15 protein-coding genes and 1 pseudogene are annotated in these 18257 nt (G+C 67.5%); 13 read left to right on the top strand and 3 right to left on the bottom strand.

Annotated elements, in window-relative coordinates:
• Positions 1 to 137: 137 nt before the first annotated feature.
• A complete protein-coding gene (locus KME82_RS05885) occupies positions 138 to 3743 on the bottom strand; it encodes a hybrid sensor histidine kinase/response regulator (protein ID WP_215497701.1) in 3606 nt (1201 codons plus the stop codon).
• Between the two features lie 291 nt (positions 3744 to 4034).
• Here KME82_RS05885 and KME82_RS05880 point away from each other — a divergent pair, with 291 nt between their 5' ends.
• The 3 genes and pseudogenes from KME82_RS05880 to KME82_RS05870 all read left to right on the top strand — a co-directional run bounded on the left by KME82_RS05880 (position 4035) and on the right by KME82_RS05870 (position 5954).
• Positions 4035 to 4769: a YceI family protein gene (locus KME82_RS05880; RefSeq protein WP_215497700.1), complete on the top strand. Its 735-nt coding sequence runs from the start codon at positions 4035 to 4037 to the stop codon at positions 4767 to 4769.
• Positions 4766 to 5308, top strand: a pseudogene (locus tag KME82_RS05875) (cytochrome b); the annotation flags it as partial. The gene KME82_RS05880 and the pseudogene KME82_RS05875, both read left to right, overlap by 4 nt.
• 91 nt (positions 5309 to 5399) lie before the next feature.
• Positions 5400 to 5954 (top strand): YceI family protein, encoded by a 555-nt coding sequence (locus KME82_RS05870; protein WP_215497698.1) that lies wholly within the window; start codon positions 5400 to 5402, stop codon positions 5952 to 5954.
• Between the two features lie 93 nt (positions 5955 to 6047).
• On the opposite strand, the gene KME82_RS05865 is transcribed toward KME82_RS05870, so the two are convergent.
• Positions 6048 to 6443: a hypothetical protein gene (locus tag KME82_RS05865; RefSeq protein ID WP_215497697.1), complete on the bottom strand. Its 396-nt coding sequence runs from the start codon at positions 6441 to 6443 to the stop codon at positions 6048 to 6050.
• Between the two features lie 379 nt (positions 6444 to 6822).
• On the opposite strand from KME82_RS05865, the gene KME82_RS05860 reads away from it, so the two are divergent.
• The 10 genes from KME82_RS05860 (at position 6823) to KME82_RS05815 (ending at position 17591) form a co-directional block, all read left to right on the top strand.
• A complete protein-coding gene (locus KME82_RS05860) occupies positions 6823 to 7131 on the top strand; it encodes a hypothetical protein (protein WP_215497696.1) in 309 nt (102 codons plus the stop codon).
• Positions 7132 to 7375: 244 nt separating this feature from the next.
• Positions 7376 to 8161 (top strand): hypothetical protein, encoded by a 786-nt coding sequence (locus KME82_RS05855; RefSeq protein WP_215497695.1) that lies wholly within the window; start codon positions 7376 to 7378, stop codon positions 8159 to 8161.
• A gap of 34 nt (positions 8162 to 8195) precedes the next feature.
• Positions 8196 to 8867, top strand: a complete 672-nt coding sequence (locus KME82_RS05850) for an ankyrin repeat domain-containing protein (RefSeq protein WP_215497694.1) — start codon at positions 8196 to 8198, stop codon at positions 8865 to 8867.
• A 21-nt stretch (positions 8868 to 8888) separates the two neighbouring features.
• The gene (locus KME82_RS05845; RefSeq protein ID WP_215497693.1) at positions 8889 to 11066 is read left to right on the top strand and encodes a type VI secretion system Vgr family protein; all 2178 of its coding nucleotides are present in this window, start codon (positions 8889 to 8891) and stop codon (positions 11064 to 11066) included.
• Position 11067: 1 nt separating this feature from the next.
• Positions 11068 to 11547, top strand: coding sequence for a DUF6484 domain-containing protein (locus KME82_RS05840; protein ID WP_215497692.1), 480 nt, complete (start codon positions 11068 to 11070; stop codon positions 11545 to 11547).
• 44 nt (positions 11548 to 11591) lie between these two features.
• Positions 11592 to 12746: a DUF2169 family type VI secretion system accessory protein gene (locus KME82_RS05835; protein WP_215497691.1), complete on the top strand. Its 1155-nt coding sequence runs from the start codon at positions 11592 to 11594 to the stop codon at positions 12744 to 12746.
• Positions 12743 to 13897 (top strand): hypothetical protein, encoded by a 1155-nt coding sequence (locus KME82_RS05830; RefSeq protein WP_215497690.1) that lies wholly within the window; start codon positions 12743 to 12745, stop codon positions 13895 to 13897. Before KME82_RS05835 ends, KME82_RS05830 begins: the two co-directional genes overlap by 4 nt.
• 8 nt (positions 13898 to 13905) lie before the next feature.
• On the top strand, positions 13906 to 15462 hold the full coding sequence (locus KME82_RS05825; protein WP_215497689.1) for a PAAR-like domain-containing protein: 1557 nt from the start codon (positions 13906 to 13908) through the stop codon (positions 15460 to 15462).
• Positions 15463 to 15471: 9 nt separating this feature from the next.
• Complete coding sequence (locus tag KME82_RS05820) at positions 15472 to 15777, top strand: hypothetical protein (protein WP_215497688.1); 306 nt, start codon at positions 15472 to 15474, stop codon at positions 15775 to 15777.
• A 518-nt stretch (positions 15778 to 16295) separates the two neighbouring features.
• Positions 16296 to 17591, top strand: a complete 1296-nt coding sequence (locus KME82_RS05815) for a HEAT repeat domain-containing protein (RefSeq protein ID WP_215497687.1) — start codon at positions 16296 to 16298, stop codon at positions 17589 to 17591.
• Positions 17592 to 17875: 284 nt separating this feature from the next.
• On the opposite strand, the gene KME82_RS05810 is transcribed toward KME82_RS05815, so the two are convergent.
• Positions 17876 to 18139 carry a glutaredoxin family protein gene (locus tag KME82_RS05810; RefSeq protein ID WP_215497686.1) on the bottom strand — a complete coding sequence of 88 codons (264 nt, stop codon included), beginning with the start codon at positions 18137 to 18139 and terminating at the stop codon, positions 17876 to 17878.
• Between the last annotated feature and the right edge of the window lie 118 nt (positions 18140 to 18257).

Raw genomic sequence — 18257 nt, 5'->3', positions numbered from 1 at the left:
GTCTTTTGTGGGAGGGGCTTGAGCCCCGACGCTTTTGTTTCAGGTCGCCGCGCCGGATCGAAAAGCGTCGGGGCTCAAGCCCCTCCCACAAAAGACCTCGCCGCGCCGTCCAGCAGGCGAATCATCGCGGCGAGCGCCTACTCGTCAGCCTTCGGCGCCGTTGTCGGCTGCAACACCGCGCGCAAGGCATCGGCCAGCATCGCGCCGGTCACCGGTTTGCGCAGGAAACGATCGAATCCGGCCGCGCTGGCCTGCGGTTCGGCATCGGCGTCGGCGCGCGCGGTCACCGCGATCAGCGGCTGGGCGAAACCTTGCGCGCGGAACTGGCGCGCAAGGTCCAGGCCGTTGATGCCGGGCAGGTCCAGATCGAGCAAGGCCAGGTCGAAGTTCGCCGTCGCCACTTCGGCCAGCGCCGCCAGACCGTTGGCGACATGAGTGACGCGATGGCCCTGCACGCGCAGCAGGCCGGCGATCACCTCGGCCACGGTCGGATCGTCTTCGACCAAAAGCAAAGCCAACGGCCCCACCTGCAAGCCACGCAAAGAAGGCTCCGGCGTTGAATTCCCGACCACCCGCGGCGGCTCCACCTCAGCCAAAGGCAAATCAAACACGAACCGCGCCCCCTGCCCCGGCTCGCTGTACACCGCGATCTGCCCTTCCATCGCCGCGGCCAGTTCCTGGCAGATCGCCAACCCCAACCCGCTGCCGCCGTAACGCGCCGCGGTGCGCGCGCCTTCGGCCTGCTCGAACCGGCGGAACAGCCGCGCCTTTTGTTCTTCGTTCAAACCCGGCCCGGTGTCGGCGACTTCGAAACGCACGCCCTGCGGCGACAACGCTTCGACCACCAGCCCGACCCGCCCCACTTCGGTGAACTTGATCGCGTTGCCGAGCAGGTTCATCAGGATCTGGCAGACCCGGCTCGGATCGCCACGCAGGCCCTGCGGCGCGCTCGCCGCGACCTTCACCTCGAAGCCCAAGCCGCGCTGCTGCGCCAGCGGCCGCATCAACTCGGCGGCCTGATCGACCAGCGCGCGCAGATCGAAGGCCTCGTCGGCGAGCTCCAGCTTGCCTGACTCGATCCGCGCCAGATCGAGCGCGTCGTTGACCAACCGCAAGAGGTGTTCGCCAGCGCGTCTAATAGATTGCGTATAGCCCCGTTGCCGCTCATCCAACTGCGTGTCGAGCAACAACTCACTCATCCCCAACACACCCGTCATAGGCGTGCGCACCTCATGCCCCAAGGTGGCCAGGAACCGCGTCTTCGCCAGCGACGCCTGCTTGGCCACCTCGCGTTCGTGTTCGGCGCGCTGCCATGACAGCCGCCGCTTGAGCCGGCGACGCCACGCCGCCGCGCCCGACCACACCGCCAGCGCGATCAATCCGATCAACGCCGCCAACGCCGGCGGCGTGCGCCACCACGGCGGACGCACGTTGAATTCCAGCGTGCGTTCTTCGGCGAGGTTGCCGTTGGCGTCGACCGCGCGCGCATGCAGCAGGTAATTGCCCGACGGCAGGCCGGCGAACACGCGCTCGCCGGTTTCGCCGACCGAGACCCAGTCGTTGTCGTAACCGTCCAGGCGCGTGTAATAGCGATTGCCCTGCGGATCGTCGAACGACAGCAGGCGCATCTGCACGCGCATCTCGCGATCGTCCGGCGCCAGCGACGGCATCGATTCGTAGCGCGAGGCGCGCTCGGACCCCGACGCGCGCGCCGGGTTCTGCAACGGCAGCGGCACCCAGCGCCCATGCCGGCGCACGTCGAGCTGATGCCATTGCAGGCGCGGCTGGCGCGGCGGCGGATCGGGCAAGGCGGTGTCGATCAACACCACGCTGCCGTCCGACAGCGACGCGGCCAGCACGCCGTCGCCGGTCAACACCGAGGCGCGGCGCAGGAATTCCTGGCTGCTCATGCCGTCCTGCACGCCGAAGCGGCGCAGCTGCCGGCGCAGCGGGTCCCAGCGGAACAGGCCGCGCGAGGTCGGCAACCAGATCTTGCCGCCGCGATCGCGGAACAGGCCGGTGCCTTCGACCGCGGGAATGCCGTCCTCGACGCCGGCGCGCGATTCCAGATGCCAGCGGCCGCGAGCGTCGAGGGTGTAATGCTCCAGCCCGTTCAAGCGCTGCAGCCACAGGCTCGATGCGCTTTCGAACACGAAACCGAACACCCGGTCGGCCGGCAGCCCGGGCACCGGCCGCATGACGTTGCGGGCCGCGTCGCGGCGCAGCAGGCCCTGGCCGGAGGCGATCCACAACGCGCCGTCGGGCGCGAACGCCATCGAATCCAGATCGCCGCTGCCGATGCCCTGGCGGGTGCCGACCAGGATCGAGGCCAGCACCTGACCGCTGTCGGTATCGCGCTGTTGCAGGCCTTCGGTGAGATAGGAAATCCACAACGTGCCGTCGGGCGCGATCACCATCCGGTCGGGTTCGCCGCCGAGGACCGGTTCGGGCGTGTCGACGGTCCAGTCGCGCCAGATCCCCGACGGGTCGATCCGCACCAGGTTGTTGCGGCTGGTCGCGATCCACAGCCGGCCCTTGCGGTCCTCGACCGCGGCATTGGGAATGCCGCCCTTGCCCATCGCATCGTGCGGGCCGTCGGTGACCGGCTCGACCACGCCGTCCAGGCCGAGCCGCTCGATCTCGCCGCGCGCGCCGATCAGCCAGAAACCGCCGCGCGAGGACGGCGTCACCGCGGTGTACAACTCGCTCGACAAGGTGCCGCGCTCGCGCGAGTACTGGGCGATGCGGCGCCAGTCCGAACGCAGATAACCCACGCCGACGCCGGCCAGCGGGAACCAGAACGAACCGTCGTCCTGGCCGACGATCTGCTGCACCGGACGCGCCGGGCGCGACGGCCCCAGCGCGACCGGCAGCGGCACCGTGCCCGGCGCCGCGCGCCAGATGCTGCGCTGGGTGCCGAGCCAGAAATTGCCGTCGCGGTCCGGCGCCAGGGTCAGCACCGCATTGAGATTGCCGAACATCACCGAGTAGTCCGGATCGGTCCAGCGGCCGTCGCGCTCGCGCCGGTACAGGCCGGTCTTGGCGCCGACCCACAGCTGATCGCCGACCGGCGTGACCGACATCACCCACGGGGTCGGGTCCGGGCCGGGCACGGCGATGCGTTCGAAATCGTTGCCGGTCCAGCGCGCCAGGCCCTTGAAGGTGCCGATCCACAGATCGCCGTGGTCGTCGAAGCTCAGCGACAGCACCGTCGGCGACGGCAGGCTGTGCGGATCGCCGTCCTTGGGCATGTAGCGGCGGATGCGGCCGTCGCGGTCGAGCCGGTGCAGGCCGCCGCCGTAGGTGCCGAACCAGACCTCGCCGTTGCGGCTGGCGACGGCGAAGGTGTCGTCGCTGCCGATCTGCGGCTGCTCGGCGCGGCGGTAATGCACGAAGCCGGCGCGGCGCGCGTCCATCATGCTCAGGCCGCGGCCCTCGGCCGAAACCCAGATGCGGTCGCGATCGTCGACCGTGACCAGGGTCAGGTCGTTGCCGGGCAGCGAACTCGGATCGCCCGGCGTGTGCCGCCACACCTTCATGCCGATGCCGTCGTAGCGCGCCAGGCCGTCGGTCGTGGCCAGCCACAGATAGCCGGCGTGGTCGAAGGCCATGCCGTTGACCTTGCTCGACGGCAGCCCGTCGGCGACGCCGATGATGCGCGCGCGCGGCGCCTCGGGCACGGCGGCGCCGGCCGCGAAGGCGGCGCACAGGCCCAGGCAGGCGCATAACAACGATCGCAGCATCCGGCTCCCTCTCCCCCGACGCACCGTCCTGGCGGCCGATGACTCTATCCTGACAGTGACCTGACCCCGCACTGACGCCCGCCTGACAGTTTTGCCGGGCGTGCGCAGTCCATGTCCCTAGGCATTAGGCTCGACGATCGGGCCGTGCGAAGCAAATACGCAGTTTGCGTGCCATATCGGCCGTCGCCGGAAAACCGGCCCGCCCCGGCCGGTCGAAACGGATCGTTGCGCACGACTCGACACGGCCTTACCCGGCTGTGCCTAGAATCCTCGGACCTTGCCGGAGCCGCCATGCCTGCCATCCACCGCCGCGCCCTCGCCCTGACCGTGCTCGCGGCCCTGCCGTCGGCGGCGGCCGCCGCGGAGCTGGAGACCTACGGCTTCGACCCGGTGCATACCCGGGTGATGTTCGCGATTTCCCACGCCGGTTTCTCGCAGGCGCTGGGCACCGTGTCCGGCAGCGCCGGCACCCTGCGCTTCGATCGCGACGACTGGCGCAGCGCGCAGTTGGACGTGCAGGTGCCGCTGACCCGGCTCGACCTGGGCGACGCGAAATGGAACAAGGCCGCGCTCGCGGCCAATCTGCTCGACGGCAAGCGCTACCCGCTCGCGCGTTTCGTGTCCGAACGCACCGAAGCGGTCGCCGGCGATCCGGACCGCGCCCAGGTCTGCGGCCATCTGACGCTGCACGGCGTCACCAAACCCTTGTGCATGGACGTCAAGCTCAACCAGCTCAAGCGCCATCCGTTGCCGCCGTTCCACCGTACCGCCGGCTTCTCGGCGACCGCGCGCCTGAGCCGCGCGCAATTCGGCATCGACGCATGGAAATCGGTGATCGGCGACGAAGTCGAACTGCGCATCGAAGCCGAAGCGGTGCGTGACAAATACGTCGGCGCCGCTCCGGCCGCGGCCGGCGCCGAACCCGCGGACGACGCCAGCGACACGCCGCCCGTCGATGCGCAACCCACCACGCCCCAACCCGCCGACCCCGGCGCAGCCAAGCCCCAACCGGAGCCCAGCCGATGACCTTGAAAAACACCGCCGACCGATGGGGCGCCGTCAGCCAGTTGCTGCATTGGCTGGTCGTGCTGCTGATCGCCGCCATCGCCGTGATCGGCCTCACCATGACCGACATGAGCAACGGGCCGTCGAAGATCAAGATCTACGCCCTGCACAAATCCCTCGGCCTGACCCTGCTGACCCTGGTCGTGCTGCGCCTGCTGTGGCGGATGTACGCCGGCGCGCCCAAGCCGGTCGAAGGCACCCCGCACTGGCAGGAACGCATCGCCTCGCTGACCCACTGGGCCTTGTACGGGCTGATGTTCGCCCTGCCGATCTCCGGCTGGGTGTTCAATTCGTCGTCAGGTTACCCGCTGCAATACTTCGGCCTGTTCAACCTGCCCAAGATCGCCCCGCGCGGCGAAGACCTGGCCCGCCTGAGCCACGAAGTCCACGAATACGGCTTCTGGCTGCTGCTGGCATTGGTCGTCGCGCACGCCGCCGCCGCGTTCTATCACCACCTGTTCCAGCACGACGACACCCTCAACCGCATGCTGCCCGGCGGACGGCGGACCTTCCGCGCGATCCGCGACGTCACCGTCGTGCAAGTGCTGCCCGAACCGCCTCCTCCCGCCTCCCCCTCTCCGGAGCATCGCAATGCAGATTAAATCCCTCGCCCTGGCCGCGGCCCTGTTCGCCGCCGCCGCGCCCGCGCTCGCCGCCGACTACGTGCAGCAGACCGGCTCGACCCTGACCTTCGCCACCAAGTACCAGGGCGAAGTGTTCGCCGGCAATTTCCCCGGCTTCACCGCGCGCCTGAGCTTCGACCCGACGCGTCTGGACACCTCCAAGCTCGACGTGGTGATCCCGCTGGCCGGCACCAACAGCAAGAACGCCGAACGCGACGACACCCTCAAGGGCGCGGACTTCTTCAGCATCGCCAAATTCCCGCAGGCGCGTTTCACCGCGACCAAGTTCCGCAGCCTGGGCGGCAACAACTTCGCCGCCGACGGCAGCCTGAACCTGCGCGGCGCGACCAAGCCGGTGACCTTGAACTTCACCTGGACCGCCGGCGACAAGCCGGTGCTGACCGGCAAGGCCACGGTCAAGCGCCTGGACTTCGGCGTCGGCGGCGGCGACTGGGCCGACACCTCGATCATTCCGAACGAAGTGGCGGTGAGCACGAAGGTCGTGTTCGCGCCGGCGAAGTAAGCTTTGACTCGCGGCGCGCCGATGGGCTCGCCGCAGCACGCGCGATGACGGCTTCCAAGCCGTCATCGCCGCGAAGGCGAGGATCCAGAGACTTCAGAGCGCAGTCTCGTCCAAGTACATGTCAACCGTCTGCGCCAATACCCAACCGTTCAAGCCATAGCTGGAGTCGATCAGGTACCCGCGCAGGGCGGTGCGTTCCGTGTACTCGATCGCAGCTTCCAACGTTCCCGCCCAACCACCAGGCCACGCGTTGCCCCTCGATCGAGGTTCGATCTGCGCCCACTCGTCGCGCAGCAACTTGGCGCCGGGAACTTCCTCGATCTCCGACACGATTGCCGGCAGCAGCGGCGCATCGAAACGATGCGCGGCCACACCCGAGAATTCGATCCGAAACGGACCAGCCGCCGAACCGTGATGCGGCTGCAGCGACAGGGTCAACCGTTCACTGACGCTGTCGACGCGGTAGGCGACCAGCAGGCTGTCATGCACTCCTTGAAACATCGTCTGCGATCTCCCTGTCCAGTGCGCATTGTCTGCCACTTTATGGCTCCAGACACTCCAGGCGGACAATCTTGTGTCGATCTCAGCTCTGGCTTTCGCCCTGCCCGGCTTGGTCTTGGTCCGATTTCGGATTCCACTTCCAGCGCTGCGAGGCGTGTAACTCGCAAGAACAAAAGCACACCCGGAGGGCGACGCGCATGGATGCGCGTCGCGCGCCACCGGGACATGGATGTCCCGTGTGGCGCGTGCCTGCGTATGCACCGCACTTGCGGGCACTTGATCCACAAAAAAGCGTTTTTCTTTGGTTACCTTTCTTTTGTCGCTTTAGACAAAAGAAAGTAACTCGGCCGCTTGCGGACGAAAGCTGTTGATCCTGCCTTTGGCTTCAAAGCTCCAAAGCCCCAAAGCTCCCAGCAGGATCAAAAAAGCTTCCGCCACTAAAGGTGAACACGAAGGCCATGTCCGCACCGGCGAAGTAAACCGCGCGCAGGTTCATCCCGCGCCGTCCGGCACGCTGCCACGGCGCGCCGGGCATGGCGAGATCGGCACCGAACTGCATGACAGCTCGCAGAAAAGTGCCGATTTCACCTTAATAACTCACAAAAACCCACCCAGGGCTGGCAGCGCAGCCCAGCCAGAATTGTCCGCCGAGCAGACAAGCGAGACGATTTTGTGAGAAATAAGACGAGCGGATCGCGAAAGTAGTGTCCGGCCCCGAATGTCTGCCGGCGCAGCGAACACTCGCAGTCCTGCCTGAACGTGCGAATGGATCGCACGGAGCGCCGACATGGATCGAACGTCTTCAACTCGCGCACGCCGCAACCCCGCACGCTGCATAACCGCCACCGCCTTCGCGCAAACATGCGCCGATCGCCCGGTTGCGTCGACTCCCGCCGACCCCGACCACAGGAGCCGCGCGCATGGCCGATGAGGGCGCGATGGCCCTGTACGGACGCGGCGCCGAGCTGGGCAACCTGAAGTGGTATGCCGACGATCTGGTCGGCACCGAAATCACCGATATCGCGCCCGCACGCATACGCATCCACGAGGCGACGCGGCGCGATACGTTCTTCCGCTTGCTGCGAGAGCAGGCCGCCTCGTTCAAGCTCAAGCAACTGCACGTCTACTCGCATGCGATCGGCGCGGGCTTGTTTCTGGGCTACAAGGACGAGGAACTCAAGAAAGCGCGCGGCGCGATCTTCTCGTTACGCCGCGGCCAGCTCGCCAACTACACCTCGGTCCTGCAGACCGAGCAAGGCACGGTGTTCACCGACGACCTGATCCGCGAGCCGTACAAAAGCTACCGCGCCGCGCTACGCAAGCTGTTCGTCGCCGACGCCTACATCAAGCTGTGGGGCTGCAACGCCGGCGTGGACGGCTGGGTCTATTCCGACGAATCCGAGCACGATCCCAACACCCAGGTGTACGCACTGGATGCGCCCGGAAAGTATTACTACTGGCGCTCGCTCAACGAGCGAAATACGCCAAAACCGAGCATCGCCCAAGCGTTCGCCGATTACTTCGGGGTCAAGGTGTTCGCCGCGACCAGCGGTTCGCACGGGCAGGCCCGGCTTGGCGGAAAATGGGTCAACCCCACGCCGGAGGGCAAGATCACGGTCAAGGGCCGCCTGCGCTACATCCAGGAACACGACACCATCCGGCTGGAGCCGGACAAGGGGAAGTACCGTGAATACCTGCCTCGCTGAACCAACCTCGCAACCTCGCTCGCCAGGTGCGGCGATGCGCGCGAAGCTGCTGTTTCCGTTGTTGCTTTGCGGGCTCATCGCCTGCTCGCACAGCGATGGCGCCCGCGCACGCGAGCAGCTCTGCAATCCGCTCAAAGCGCGCGCACCGATCGTCGAAGACGTACACGCCCAGGCCTTGCAGGACGCCGTTCTACAAGGCGATCTCGACACCGTGCGCAGCCTGCTGGACAAGGGCGCTCACGCCGACTCGCTGACCCGCGGCTACCGCTCGCCCCTGCACGCCGCGCTGGCGCCGACCATCGCCGACCCGGGCGAGAACCCCCTGGACGTCCAGCGCTCGGTGGCCGCGCGCCTGCCCTCGCAACTGGCCTTGATCGAGCTGCTGCTGAGCCGCGGCGCCGACCCCGGCGCGGTCGATATCGTCGGCTACACGCCGTTGCATTTCGCCGTCGTCGGCGGCTACAGCGATGCGCAATCGACCGCTTTGCTCGCGCCCCTGCTGCGCGGCGCGGGCGATCGCGACGCCAAGGACGTGTTCGGATCGACCGCGCTGATGCAGGCTGCCGCGCTCGGCAAGACCCAGAGCGTGCGCGCCTTGCTGCAAGCCGGCGCCGATCCGCGGGTGACCGATTGCCATGGCCGCACCGCCGCGCAGATCGCACGCCAGCGGCGCCATCCCGACACCGCGCGGTTACTGGAAAAATAATCCATCACAAGGAGAAGCGTCATGGGCGACGCGCTTGCTGCACCGGCGGTGGCTTGCGAAACCAACCGCATACTTCGCATCAAGTTCCCGCACGACGACGGGCCGGCCTCGAAACTGTATGTCGAACAGTTGGTCGCCTCGGAAGGACTGTCCCAGGACTTTCGTTTCATGGTCAATCTGCTGTCGCTGGATGCGCGCATCGCGGCCAAGGATCTGATCGGCAAGCTGGTCACCGTCGAACTCGACCGCAACGACGGCAGCGTGCGTTATTTCAACGGCTACGTGTTCGAGTTCCGCCGTTCCCGCACCGACGGCGGCTGGTCTCATTACGACATGGTCCTGGGGCCGTGGCTGGGCTTTCTGCGCCTGCGCCGCGACAACTACCTGTTCCACGACAAGAACGTGTTCGACAGCACGGTCGAGATCTTCGAGGACTATCAGCAACGCGACTTCAAGTCCAAGCTCGGCGCGCTGCCCGACCCGGCCATCACCCAGGCGATGCAGTGGGACGAGACCGACTACAACTACCTGCATCGCCGCTGGGAATCGCGCGGCTGGCATTACTGGTACGAGCATCGCGCCAACGGCCACACGCTGGTGCTGTGCGACGACTCCGGGCAGGCCGATCCGATCGACTGCGAGTCCAAGGTGCGCTTCCACGACGCCGGCGGCTCGCAGGACGAGGACGGCGTCGCCGACTGGTCGCCGATCAGGCAACTGATGCCGACCCAATACGCCGTCACCAGTTTCGACTTCAAGAATCCCAAACCGGTCGCGGCCAACACCAACACGATCAATCGCCAGGGCGAGGTGCCGGCGCTGGAAATCTACGAGCACACCGGCGCCTACGGCTTCAACGGCAGCGGCGCCGGCCAGGAACTGGCCAAGCTGCGCATGGAGGAGATCGAGGCCCGCGGAAAACGCTTCGAAGCCGGCGGCAACTGCCGGCGCGTGCAGCCGGGACGCTGGCTGGAACTGTGCGGGCATTACGAGCACGAGGACGGCGGCGAGGACGAGCGTCAGTTCCTGGTGATCGAAGCCCAGCACACCGTCAGCAACAACCATCTCAACGCGCGCGCGCCGGCCGAATACCGCAATCAGTTTCTCGCCATCCGCAAGAAGATCCCGTGGCGGCCGGGCCGTAATCTCAACAGCGAAGAACCCAGGATCTACGGGGTGATGTCGGCGATCGTGGTGGGGCCGTCGGGCGAGGAGATCCACTGCGACGAATTCGGACGCGTGCGCGTGCAGTTCCACTTCGACCGCGAAGGCCAGTACGACGAGAACGCCTCGTGCTGGGTGCGGGTGGCCTCCAACTGGGCCGGCGAGCGCTTCGGCTTCATGGCGGTTCCGCGCATCGGCCAGGAAGTGCTGGTGCAGTTCCTCGGCGGCAATCCCGACATGCCGATCGTCGTCGGCCGGGTGTTCAATCAGGACAACATGCCGCCGTGGGATTTGCCGGCCAACAAGACCCAGACCGGCATCCTGACCCGCTCCAGCAGCGCCGGCGGCTACGACAACGCCAACGCCATCCGCTTCGAGGACAAGAAAGGCGCCGAGCAGTTGTGGATTCACGCCGAGAAGAACCAGGACATCGAAGTCGAAAACGACGAAACCCACTGGGTCGGCCAGGACCGCAAGAAGACCATCGACCGCGACGAGACCGTGCAGGTCAAGCGCGACCGCACCGAGACGGTGGACCGCAACGAAACCATCACCGTGCATGGACAGCGCATCGAGACGGTCGACAAGGACGAGACCATCACCGTCCATCAGAACCGCAAGGAAAAGGTCGACCTCAACGAGAACGTGCATATCGGCAACAACAAGAACCAGACGGTCGACATGAACTACCTTCAGAACGTCGGCATCGCCAAGATGACCAACGTCGGCGCCGCCTATTCGATCAACGTCGGCGCGGCGATGAACACCCTGGTCGGCGCGTTCAAGGCCGAGGAAGTCGGCCTGTACCGCACCTCGATGGTCGGCCAGGACTACACCATCCACGTCGGCAAGAGCTATCGGCTCACCGCCACCGACGAGATCGAAATCAAGGTCGGCAAGTCGCGCCTGCACATGGATGCCAAGGGCAACATCACCTTGAGCGGCGTCAATCTCAGCGTCGACACCACGAAGAAACAAAAATTCACGGCCAAGGGCAACATCAGCCACAAGGCCAAGAAAATCCAGGAGAACTGAGATGAAGCGCGATCCATCCGCCACCGACACCGAACTCGATCCACCTCGCGCGCCGTCCCTGCCCGACCCGGCGCACGCCATCGGGCGCATCGACGGCGTGGTGATCGGAAGGGTGGTGCGGATCGACGGCGGCGCGGTGCATGTCGCGTTCGCGGGCGCGCCCGCGCAGGAGGTCGCCGCACGTTCGCTGGTGGCGGTGACGCACAGCGACAACGGCCGGGCGGCGGCGTTGAGTTTCGAGCAGGCAGACCCGCGCCGTCCGATCGTGCTGGGATTGATCTGGCAGGGCGCGCCGACGGTCAGCGTCGATGCGCTGCCGGAAAAACAGATGATCGTCGCCGAGCACGAACTGACCCTGCGATGCGGCGAAGCCAGCATCACCCTGACCTGCGACGGCAAGGTGCTGGTGCGCGGCGCCTATGTGTCCACCCATGCGAAGGGCACCAACCGCATCAAGGGCGGTTCGGTCCGGATGAACTGAATTCGCCTCGACCGGGCACGCGTACATTCACGGAGAGTCGGCACATGGAAGTCATCAACGGCACGCGCTATTCATTGCTGGCCACCGAGGCCGCGGACCGCGAAGGCCAGCCGCATTTGTTGGTGATCGCCAAGGCGACGTATCGTCTGCCGCAACGCGATGGCGGGACGCTGACGCTGCGCGAAGTCGCGCGCGAGATATTGCTGACCGATGTCTTCGAAGGAGAGCCCGGGTATTCCTCTCCGCTGATCGAGGCCGACCTGGCGTTCCGCAAACCCGCCTGCGACGTGGTGTTCAAAGGCAGCGCGCACGCGCCGGGCGGCGCGCCGGTCACCGAACTGCCGGTCGTGCTCAAGCTCGGGCCGATCCAGAAAACCCTGCGCGTGGTCGGTGCGCGCACCTGGAAGCGCGGGCTGATGGGCATCTCGGCGAGCGCGCCGGAGTCGTTCACGAGCATGCCGCTGAATTGGGCGCGCACGTTCGGCGGCATGCACGAGGCCGAAAACGAAAACGACGACCGCCGGATGTGCAGCGCCAATCCGGTCGGCTGCGGTTACGCATCGGCCGGCATCGGCAAGAACCTGCGCGACACCTTGGCGCCGTCGATCGAATGGCCGAACCAGCCGATCAAGAAACCCGGCGAGCGCTATCGGCCGGCCGGTTTCGGGCCGATAGGACGCAGTTGGACGCCGCGGCTGGCCCTGGCCGGCACCTACGACGAACAGTGGAAAGAGCAGGTATTCCCGCGCCTGCCCGCGGATTTCGACGAGGCCTTCTTCCAGTGCGCGCCGGTCGATCAGCGCATGCCCTACCCCACCGGCGGCGAACCGGTGACCTTGATCAACCTCACCCCGGGCGGCGGCGCGCTGCGCTTCGCGCTGCCGCGCCGCCTCGACCTGTCGATGGCGGCCATCACCCGCGACCGGGCGATCGCGAAACTCTCGCCGGTGGTGGACACCGTGCTGATCGATTCCGACGAAGGCGCGCTCGATATCGTCTGGCGCGCCAGTGCGCCGCTGAAGCGTTCGATCCTCGAAATCGAAACGCTCGGGGTCGGCAACGTCTGCCGGCGCTGGTGGACCTCGCGCGTGTACGGCACCGACGACTGCGGCTGCGGCGGCCAGGAAACCGACGACGAAGACCTGGCGCCGGTGGCGCAAGCGCTGGACGCGGCGCCGGCCGAAGCGGTGACCGCATGAGCCTGCCGAGCCGCGCCACGCCGGCCGCGCAAACGGCGCCGGCAACGGCATCGACACCGGCGCTGGGAGTGCTGCGCACCGGGGTGGCCTGCGCGGTCGGCCTGTCGGCGGCGCAGGCCTGCGCCGCGATCCGCAGCGCCATCGACCGTTTCGAAGAATCCTCGTTCCGCGACGTGCAGGGCGAACCGATCCTCGCCGCGCAGGCGCCGCTGCATCTGCTCGATCCTGCGCACGGCGGCGGCGACCACGACGACGACCGTGGCGTGCAGCTCGGCGGCGCCAGCCGCTGCGCGCGCCTGTTCGAACGCGCGCTCGAGGACTGCCTGGGCGATCGCGCCGCGGGCAACGACAGCCTGGACGACCCGTCGCCGGCGCTCGACACGGTGGTCTTGCTGACCTTGCTGCCAAGCCCAGGGCGCGCCGGCGTTCCCGAACATCTCGAAGCGGCGCTGGACGCGGTCCGCGAGCGCCGCGGCTGGCGCTTCCACGCGCATTCGCGCGTATTCCGCCACGATCGCGCCTCGCTCGCGTACGCGGTGGCCCACGCCACGGCGCTGCTGTCGCGCGAGGCCGGCCTGAGCGTGCTCATCGTCGGCGTGGACAGCCTGATCAACGCCGGCGCGATCAATCACTACCTGCGCCGCGATCGCTTGCAGACCGATGGCAACTCCAACGGTTTCATTCCCGCAGAAGCCGCCGCGGCGGTGTGGCTGGCGCAGGCGGCGGGGCCGGGACAACTGACCATCCGCGCCTGCGAGCGCGCGCTCGAAACGATCACCGTGCTCGACACCGAGCGCAAGTCGCGCTTCGAGGCGTTGCCGCAAGCCAGCGCCGCCGCGCTCGCTTGCGCGGGCTGCGCCATGCACCAGATCGATGCGCGCCTGGTCAGCGCATCGGGAGAGGAATACTTCTTCGAGGAACTGGCGATGGTGCTGGCGCGAACCCTGCGCGAACACCGCTCGACCATTGCGCTGTGGCATCCGGCCGACTGCATCGGCGAAGTCGGCGCCGCGATCGGGCCGTTGCTGCTGGCCGTGGCCCACGACGCCATCACCAAGGGCTACGCGCCCGGCCCGCGCTTTTTGATCGAATTGAGCAACGACGACGGCGACCGCGCCGCGCTGGTGCTGACGACGTCGCCGTCGAGCTGAGGACGCCCATGGAAACCCACGTTTACGCGAACGACCGCGAGATCTGCAGCAAGGCCGCCGACGGCAAGTCCACGGCCTTTCCCGACGTGTGCTTCAGCCCCGGTCCGCCGCCGCCGGGCGTGCCGGTGCCGTATCCCAACACCGCGTTCGCCAAGGACCTGGCGAAAGGCGCGCGCACCGTGCTGGTCAAGCGCTCGCATCCGGTGTGCCGCAAGAACAAGTCCTACATCGGCACCAGCATCGGCGACGATCCGGCCACGCCCGGGCTGAAGAAAGGCGTGGTGTCCTCGAAGATCAAGGGCAAGGCCTACTTCATCAGCTGGTCCATGAACGTCAAGGCCGAAGGTCTCAACGTCACCCGCCATCAGGACAAGATCACCCAGAACCACGGCTCGCCGGCCAATACGCCGCCGACGGTGTACATGGACACGCCCGACGCCGCGGCCGCCTGCGCCAACGACAAGAAGAAGATCAAGGAAGAGTGCGGCCCGGAGGACGAACAACACAACAAGGACAAGCCCAAGCGCCGCTCCAGCTTCAAGCGCCTGCTCGGCCCGAAGTACGCCAAGCACAGCAAGACGCTGTCCAAGGGCGGCACCGACAACACCAGCTGGATGCGCGAGAACTGCGACTTCCTCTGGATCAAGCCCAGCGCCACGGGCCATGAGGATTTTCTCAACAAGATCGAGGAACTCAAGGGCGACCTCACCGGCGCGGCCGAAGCCGCGCTGGAGGAACTCAAGGGCAAGGTCACCCAGGAAGTGCTGGAAATGGCGCAGAAAAAGGGCGGCCGGCTGGCCGCGCGCGCCGGCGCGAAATGGGTGGTGGCGGCCGGCGGCGCGGCGATCGGCGGCGTGGGCGCGGCGTTCACCGAAGCCGCGGCGACCATCTGGAACGTCGGCGACACCCTGGTCACGGTCGGTTCGGGCGTGGTCGACGGGTATCAGATCTACCAGGAGATCGACAAGATCAAGCAGCAGGTGGCCGACTTCAAGAACGTCGCCGAGGAGCTGGACCGGTTCAGCCAGAACGTGCGCAACGATCCGCAAAAGGCCGCCGCGGATTTCATGTCGATGGCGGCCAAGGCCGACGGTTGCGCGCGCGCGCGCCGCTGCGCGATGGTGCCCTACGGCAAGACCGACAGCCTCACCGGCCAGGGCTGCTGCCCCGGGCAGACCGGGCACCATCTGATTCCGGAGGAAATGGTCGCCGCCGGTTGTCCGGGCTACGTGCATGCCGACGCGCCGACCATCTGCGTGGAAGGCACCAACAACTCGCACGGCTCGCACGGCGCCATCCACCGCAACCTGAGCAAGATCGTCCAGAACCAGAAGGACGGATACGCCTTGTTCGGCGGCGGCGAACAGATCGGTTACAAGAAAGCCCGCAACATGGCCATCGAGAGTTTCTACGACACCTTTCCCGAATCGCTGTGCGACGAGAAATGCCTCAAGGCGCAGCTCGACGGTTACTACAAGAACAAATGCACCGGCAACATGAAAGCGGCCGCGGGTACCGCGGGCGGAACGCCCTCGCCATCCACGTCCACGGGCAAGAATCGATAAGGCGCCTCCATGATCCTGCGCGAAAAAGACTACAAAGAGCATTTTCACGGCTACCACGTCATCGACTGCGTGGTCCGCGACCGCAACATCCTTTACTGGACCTTGCTGTCGTCGTACGACGACGCCCGCTCGCCGCCGCCCGACGAGCAGCGCACCACCAGCATCGTGTCGTGCTTTCTCGACGAGCCCGACGACGCCTGGGGATGGACCCGCATGACCGGCATGCGCGACCTGCACGCGGGCGTCAGCCTGAAGCCGCAGGAGCGTTTCGTCGGCGTGGACCTCGCCGATGACGCGGCGGCGGCGATCACCTGAACGCCGCAGCCTGGACGCGCCGCGGCGCGGTCACGCGGCTGAAGACGCTGTTCGGCCATCTGTACGCCAGCGGCGGCCTGCGACCTGCGCCGATCCCAACGCCTGGACCAACCGCGCCGCGGCGCGGTCACGCGGCTGAAGACGCTGGCCGCGCGCGCACGCGGCTGCGGCGCGCAGCGGCGCTGCGACGGCGCTGTCCGGCGCGACGGCCGCCGGCGCGTCGCAACCCGCCGCCGCGCGAGCGAGCGGCGCGACGCCGCGGACGGTCGCGGGCGACGATTTCGATGCACCGGCCGATCCTTTGGGGCCGGGGTGTGGCTGTGGCTGGCGGCGTCCCCAGGGCGTGGCGCGGAAGGCGGGGCGATCGTTCAGCTACGCGCTGTGGGCCACGGCGATCGGGCAACTGAGCGACCTATGCGCTCGCCCGAATTCGGTTCGGCGCTGCACGATGGCCGGCAATGGCGGCTGCTGTTCGATCTCGCCACGCTCGCACGCGATCAGGCCAAGAAGCCGTCCGCATGACCGCGCTTGCGACCATCGCGATCGTCGTCTATCAACACGCGTCCGACGCCGCGTTCTATTGGCAGTTCCGCGACGAGGGATCGCGCTCGCCCGAGTTCGACCTGGACGAACTCGCGCACGGCGACGGCCTGCTCGAAGCCAACCTGGAAGGCCTGCGGGTCAACGGCGAGGCCGGATGGCGCCAGGCGCTGGCCGAGCTTGCGCGTTGGCGGATGCCCGGCGAGGCGTTCGTGTGCGCGGTCCTCGCATTCGACCGCGCCGCGACCGACCGCGCCGGCACGCGCTGGGACGAATTGCTGGCATCGATCGAAGACGCCACCGAGACCTTCGCCGGCCTGATCGATGCTTGCCGATGGCTTCCGTGGTCGTGCGTGGCGGCATCGGCGTCGGCGTGGCTCGACAGCCCCGATCCGCGCCTGCGCCGCCTGGCCGTGGCCGCGCATTCGTTCCATCGGCACAGCCTGGGCGACGCCTTCGATGCCTTGTCGCACGACCCCGATCCGCACCTGCGCGCGCAGGTCCTGCTGCATGCCGGACAGACCGGCGATCGCGACGCCTCGTGGCGCCTGCATGCGGCGCTGGACGATACGGATGCGGCGTGTCGGACAGCCGCGGCCTGCGCGCTGGCCTTGCTCGGCGACGACCACGGGCTGCCGCGCTTGCTCGAAGCGCTGCGGCACGGCCAAGCCACGCCGCTCGCGCTGACCGTCCTGGGGCTGCGGTTGAGCGCGCCGGAGATCGATTCCCTGATCGGCGAGGACGATCTGCGGCCCGAGTTGCGTATCGCGCTGATCCGCGCGGCCGGCGCCGCCCGCTGGATTCCCCGCTTGATCGACTGGGTCCGCGACCCCGCGATTGCAGCCGCGGCCGCTTCGGCCTTCATGCACCTCACTGGCGCGGAACGCGAAGCGCTCGCCGCCGAGCCGGTCCAGGCCAATCCGTCGCCAGACGATCCGAGCCCGGCCCAGGCCGGCGACTTGGCGGCCGCCGACGCGGCCGTCGACAGCGACGATGAAGAAACCGACGACGAAGGCGACGGCTGGCATCCCGATCCCGAGGCGTTCGCCGCATGGTGGAACACTCATCGCGGCCGCTTGAGCGAGCCGAGACTGCTGGCGGGCCGCGCCAGCACTCCCGAGGCCTGGCAGGCCCTGCTGCGCGACGGCCAGCAGCCCGCGCGTCAATACGCCGCCTGGGCCCTGGCATTGCATCGTCCCGGCAGCGGGGTGTTCGATGTCGCCGCGCCGGCTCCGCGGCAATGGGCCGCGCTGAACGCTCCGACGCCGGGCTGACGGCGCCGTGACTGCGGCAGCACGCTGCCCGCAGGGGTTAGCAATGGCCTGACCGCGAGAAGGGCGGCGTGGCTCGATCGCTCGATCGGTGCCGGACTTGGCCCAGACCGTCTCGACTGCGAAGTTGCCCGCAGCAACTTCGACGCAAGGATAAGCGGGGCGCCGCATTACGGGCCGGTGTCGGCATCCGGGCGAAAGAAACCCTCGTCTTCAGGTCCCTGCGCGACCGAAGCGAACGCACGCGAAGGTTTCATCGCAATACCTTCCCGGCGCATGCGTCGTCCTCATGTCGCCGAGTCGGCGTCGACCCGCTCCAGCCACAGCGCCACCTGCGCCGCATCGAACGGCCAATCCAACTCCATCCCGCGTCCCTCGTCGCGCAATACCGGCACCCGCTCCCCATACCGCGCCTCCAACGCCTCATCGTCATCGATGAACACCGAGTCGAACTCCGGCGCCCGCGCCCGCGCCAGCACCGCCAGCGCCAGGTCGCACAGATGGCAATCGTCGCGTTGGAACAAAGTCAGCACAGTCGGCTTCGGGCTCATCGTCAATTCGCTGCGGTATGGCGGGAAAACCCGCCGCCGTCGATACAGCGCTCGTGAACAGCGCAGCACTCGCAGCAGCAGGGCGCGCGTAGAATAAGCCGCTTAACGCCCCCGCGGC

Source organism: Lysobacter capsici (assembly GCF_018732085.1).
GTDB lineage: Bacteria > Pseudomonadota > Gammaproteobacteria > Xanthomonadales > Xanthomonadaceae > Lysobacter > Lysobacter capsici_A.
The sequence above is the reverse complement of the archived record's forward strand: the minus strand, read 5'-3'. Positions and strand labels throughout refer to the sequence as shown.

What these genes read in the sequence shown, in the direction of transcription:
- KME82_RS05850 (WP_215497694.1), top strand. Translation starts at nt 8,196, where the DNA reads ATGCGCGCGAAGCTGCTGTTTCCGTTGTTGCTTTGCGGGCTCATCGCC.
- KME82_RS05830 (WP_215497690.1), top strand. Translation starts at nt 12,743, where the DNA reads ATGAGCCTGCCGAGCCGCGCCACGCCGGCCGCGCAAACGGCGCCGGCA.
- KME82_RS05885 (WP_215497701.1), bottom strand. Translation starts at nt 3,743, where the DNA reads ATGCTGCGATCGTTGTTATGCGCCTGCCTGGGCCTGTGCGCCGCCTTC.
- KME82_RS05820 (WP_215497688.1), top strand. Translation starts at nt 15,472, where the DNA reads ATGATCCTGCGCGAAAAAGACTACAAAGAGCATTTTCACGGCTACCAC.
- KME82_RS05840 (WP_215497692.1), top strand. Translation starts at nt 11,068, where the DNA reads ATGAAGCGCGATCCATCCGCCACCGACACCGAACTCGATCCACCTCGC.
- KME82_RS05855 (WP_215497695.1), top strand. Translation starts at nt 7,376, where the DNA reads ATGGCCGATGAGGGCGCGATGGCCCTGTACGGACGCGGCGCCGAGCTG.
- KME82_RS05815 (WP_215497687.1), top strand. Translation starts at nt 16,296, where the DNA reads ATGACCGCGCTTGCGACCATCGCGATCGTCGTCTATCAACACGCGTCC.
- KME82_RS05845 (WP_215497693.1), top strand. Translation starts at nt 8,889, where the DNA reads ATGGGCGACGCGCTTGCTGCACCGGCGGTGGCTTGCGAAACCAACCGC.
- KME82_RS05880 (WP_215497700.1), top strand. Translation starts at nt 4,035, where the DNA reads ATGCCTGCCATCCACCGCCGCGCCCTCGCCCTGACCGTGCTCGCGGCC.
- KME82_RS05870 (WP_215497698.1), top strand. Translation starts at nt 5,400, where the DNA reads ATGCAGATTAAATCCCTCGCCCTGGCCGCGGCCCTGTTCGCCGCCGCC.
- KME82_RS05835 (WP_215497691.1), top strand. Translation starts at nt 11,592, where the DNA reads ATGGAAGTCATCAACGGCACGCGCTATTCATTGCTGGCCACCGAGGCC.
- KME82_RS05825 (WP_215497689.1), top strand. Translation starts at nt 13,906, where the DNA reads ATGGAAACCCACGTTTACGCGAACGACCGCGAGATCTGCAGCAAGGCC.
- KME82_RS05810 (WP_215497686.1), bottom strand. Translation starts at nt 18,139, where the DNA reads ATGAGCCCGAAGCCGACTGTGCTGACTTTGTTCCAACGCGACGATTGC.